Raw genomic sequence first — 1,647 nt, forward strand, 5'->3', positions numbered from 1 at the left:
ACCGAGGCGATCGGCGAGACCACCCGCGACTACCGCCAGCTCGGCATCGGCTACGCCAACCTCGGCGCGCTGCTGATGGCGATGGGTCTCGGCTCGCCGAGGCACCCCAACTCATTTTCGGGCGGGGGCCGACGTACGAAAGAAGGTCACACGGACGTGGCACGCCTTTTCGGCACTGACGGAGTTCGCGGTCTCGCGAACGGCGAGATCCTCACCGCCTCGCTCGCCCAGAACCTGGCGACCTCGGCGGCACTGGTCCTGACCGAGGAGCTGCGGGGCTCCGGCAGCGGACGCAAGCCGCTGGCGGTGGTCGGCAACGACTCGCGCGTCTCCGGCCAGTTCCTGCAGGCGACGGTGGCCGGCGGTCTGGCCTCGGCCGGCTGCGACGTGATCGACGTCGGTGTGCTGCCGACGCCCGGGGTCGCCTACCTCACCGCGGCCCTCCAGGCCGACCTCGGCGTGGTCATCTCGGCCTCGCACAACCCGATGCCCGACAACGGCATCAAGTTCCTCCAGCGCGGCGGGCACAAGCTCGACGACGTCCTGGAGGACCGGATCGAAGCACATCTCGACGAGCCCTGGGATCGCCCCACCGGCGCGTCGGTGGGCCGGATCTCGACCCACGAGAACCCCGTGGAGACGTACGCCGCCTACCTGGTCTCCACGCTGGAGCAGCGCCTCGACGGACTGACCGTCGTCGTCGACTGCGCCAACGGCGCGGCCGCCGCCGCGGGCCCGCTGGCCCTGGACCAGGCCGGGGCGAAGGTGATCGCGATCAACGACGTCAACGACGGTCTCTCGATCAACGACGGGGTCGGGTCGACCCACCCGGAGATGCTCCAGAAGGCGGTCCTCGAGCACGGCGCCGACGTCGGGTTCGCCTGGGACGGCGACGCCGACCGCTGCCTGGCCGTCGACGGTGAGGGCAACCTGGTCGACGGCGACCAGCTCATCGCGATCCTCGCCCTCGGCCTCCACGACGCCGGCCGGCTCCCCGACGACACCGTGGTCGTCACCGTGATGAGCAACCTCGGCTTCGTCAAGGCGATGGACGCCGCGGGTGTCCGGGTGAAGCAGACCGCCGTCGGCGACCGCTACGTGCTCGAGGAGATGCGCCGGGGCGGCTACGCCATCGGCGGCGAGCAGTCCGGCCACATCATCATGAGCGAGCACGCCACCACCGGCGACGGCATCCTCACCGCGCTGCACGTCCTGCAGCGGATGACCCTCACCGGGCGCACCCTCGCCGACCTCGCCTCCGTCGTCACCCGCCTTCCGCAGGTCCTGCTCAACGTCAAGGGCGTCGACAAGGCCCGCTGCAAGAGCGACGACGGCCTTCTCGAGGCCGTCGCGGCCGAGGAGAAGGCCCTCGCGGGCTCCGGGCGGATCCTGCTGCGCCCCTCCGGCACCGAGAATCTCGTACGCGTCATGGTCGAGGCTCCCACGCACCACGAGGCCGAGGCCTGTGCCGAGCGGCTCGCGGACGTCGTGCGGGTGCGCCTAGCCCTCTGAGTCGCCACCGTCGGTCGAGCCGCGAGGCCGCCTGCGGCAGAGCGTGTCGAGACCAACACGGTGCGATCTAGCGCGGAGCTCACCGTGTTGGTCTCGACACGCCTCCGCCTAGCGGCTCCGGCGGCTCGACCAGCG

The 1,647-nt window shown here is 71.2% G+C and carries 1 protein-coding gene; it reads left to right on the forward strand.

Features of this window, described 5'->3' with window-relative positions:
- Positions 1-156 precede the first annotated feature (156 nt).
- Positions 157-1,512, forward strand: coding sequence for a phosphoglucosamine mutase (gene glmM, locus ABZ796_RS14475; RefSeq protein WP_357337694.1), 1,356 nt, complete (start codon positions 157-159; stop codon positions 1,510-1,512).
- Positions 1,513-1,647: the final 135 nt, after the last annotated feature.

The sequence above is a fragment of the Nocardioides sp. NPDC047086 genome (genome assembly GCF_040643685.1).
Taxonomy (GTDB): domain Bacteria; phylum Actinomycetota; class Actinomycetes; order Propionibacteriales; family Nocardioidaceae; genus Nocardioides.